We start from the raw sequence: 1896 nt of genomic DNA on the forward strand, positions 1-1896 counted from the left end.
TTTCTAAGCGCATCACCCTGCTCTTTCCAAAAAAATGCGCCGTCAAAAAATCCTTCACGCTCAAAATCACGCCCCATACGAGCATGACGATAGAGATTAGGTTCAAGCATGTCGTAACAACGTCAAGTATCGGTGCGAAAGCTGCCATAGCTCTTTCTCCTTACGCTTGTTTTACTGTTCCCATACTATGCAATAAACAAAAAACGCAACCAAAAACGCTGCGTCTTCTTTTGCTTTTCCTATTTCTTGGGCACGTTCTTGCGCGGGTCGCGCAAATATTCTTTAAAGCGCACCTTGAAGATGATGAAATAGCCGACCACACAGCCAAGGATATACACGATGCTGATAATGCCCCAGATAGAAGATATCCCCTGGTTCGACATATATTCCAGCACAGACAACACCAGCAGCGGTACACCTGCGATCCAGCAGAATTTGCGCAGAAGCTTTGCATGAGGCTCCTTCATCTCCGCAGGATAATCGTTTTCGTATACCTTACCCGTACCTTTGATCGCGTAATAAAGCAGATACACCGCGATAAAGATATTGAACAATATCATAAAACTAAAAGCGCCATCCATCTAAAACCGTTCCCCCTAAATTCTGTTTATTTTTACGCCGTCCGGCGTATCTTTCAGTTCATAACCAAGAGCGTTTAACTCGTCGCGCAGCCTGTCGGCTTCCGCCCAGTTTTTTTCAGCGCGTGCGGTCTGGCGTTTTTCTGCCATCTCAACGATCTCACGCGGGATCGCCTGCTCTGCTTCCTGCTCGATGCCGAGAACATCAAGAAGCGTATCAAGAGCATCAAGCGCCGCCTTCGCGTCCTCCGCCCGTCCGCCGTGCTCAAACATCGTATTGATTTCCTTGATATATTCAAAGATACCGCCGATCGCGTCCGCCGTGTTAAGGTCGTCGTCCATCGCCGTATTGAACTTCTCCATGACCGCGCTGGCCGCCGCCTGTACGTTTGTTGCAACGTCTTTGGGGTTCGCAATAATAAACTGCAGGTTCTCACGGCAATTCAGGATACGGTCGTAAGCGCTTTCCGCCTGGGCAAGCAGCTCTGCCGAGAAGTTGATCGGGTTTGCATAGTGTGCGCTCAGCATAAAGAGGCGCACCGCGCTTCCGCGGAATTCCTTCAAAATATCGCGTACCGTAAAGAAATTGCCCGCCGATTTAGACATCTTCTTGTTGTCGATATTGATGTAACCATTGTGCATCCAATAGTTGGCGAACGGTTTGCCCGTTGCCGCCTCGCTCTGCGCAACCTCGTTTTCGTGGTGCGGAAATTTAAGATCCTGTCCGCCGCCGTGAATGTCAAGCGTATCGCCCAGATACTTCATGCTCATAGCAGAGCATTCAATGTGCCAGCCTGGCCGGCCTTTTCCCCACGGGCTGTCCCAGGCGATCTCGTCGTCATTCTTCTGCGCCTTCCACAACGCAAAGTCCATCGGGTTCTTCTTGCTTTCGTTGACATCAATGCGCGCGCCCAGATTGAGCTCGCTTAAGTCCTGTCCGGAAAGCTTGCCATAATCAGGGAAGCTCTGCGTATCAAAATATACGTCGCCGTTAAGTTCATAGGCATGACCGCCGTCAATAAGCCTTTTTACCAGCGCAATGATATCGCCAATGTGCTCCGTTGCCTTGGGGTGCACCGTCGCCGGACGGATATGAAGCGCGTTCGCATCCTTAAAGTATTCGTCGATAAAACGCTCGCCGAGCTCACCGACCGTAATACCTTCTTCTTTCGCGACACGAATCATCTTGTCGTCAACGTCCGTAAAATTCTGTACAAAATTTACCTTGTAGCCGCGATATTCAAGATAGCGGCGCAGGGTCTCAAAAATAATGAAGGGGCGCGCATTGCCGATATGGAAATAGTTATAAACCGTCGGG

Annotated in this window: 2 protein-coding genes; both read right to left on the bottom strand. The window is 49.8% G+C overall.

Translation table 11 applies throughout. The features are described from left to right. Positions 1-239 precede the first annotated feature (239 nt). Positions 240-581: a hypothetical protein gene (locus tag VB081_RS04610; protein ID WP_323399672.1), complete on the bottom strand. Its 342-nt coding sequence runs from the start codon at positions 579-581 to the stop codon at positions 240-242. Between the two features lie 15 nt (positions 582-596). Beyond that, on the bottom strand, positions 597-1896 hold a 1300-nt coding region (gene cysS / locus VB081_RS04615; protein ID WP_323399673.1), incomplete at its 5' end, for a cysteine--tRNA ligase.

Source organism: Christensenella sp., from assembly GCF_034927525.1.
Taxonomy (GTDB): Bacteria; Bacillota; Clostridia; order Christensenellales; family Christensenellaceae; genus Christensenella.

Bases quoted from the DNA above. Each gene is read 5' to 3' on its own strand.
- VB081_RS04610 (WP_323399672.1), bottom strand. From the start codon at position 581: ATGGATGGCGCTTTTAGTTTTATGATATTGTTCAATATCTTTATCGCG.